We start from the raw sequence: 211 nt of genomic DNA on the forward strand, positions 1-211 counted from the left end.
TATGTGGGTGATTAGCTCAGTTGGGAGAGCATCGCCCTTACAAGGCGAGGGTCACTGGTTCAAGTCCAGTATCACCCACCACATATAAAACCTATTATATTAATAGTCGCGTTTTAAAATTGTAATATGGGTCGTTAGCTCAGTTGGGAGAGCATCGCCCTTACAAGGCGAGGGTCACTGGTTCAAGTCCAGTACGACCCACCATTCTTAG

The 211-nt window shown here is 46.4% G+C and carries 2 tRNA genes; both read left to right on the top strand.

The features are described 5' to 3' along the window. Positions 1-5: 5 nt before the first annotated feature. Positions 6-81, top strand: a tRNA-Val gene (locus AN389_RS20035). 47 nt (positions 82-128) lie between these two features. Then, positions 129-204, top strand: a tRNA-Val gene (locus AN389_RS20040). Positions 205-211 lie beyond the last annotated feature (7 nt).

The organism is Pseudoalteromonas sp. P1-7a (assembly GCF_001401855.1).
Classification (GTDB): Bacteria; Pseudomonadota; Gammaproteobacteria; order Enterobacterales; family Alteromonadaceae; genus Pseudoalteromonas.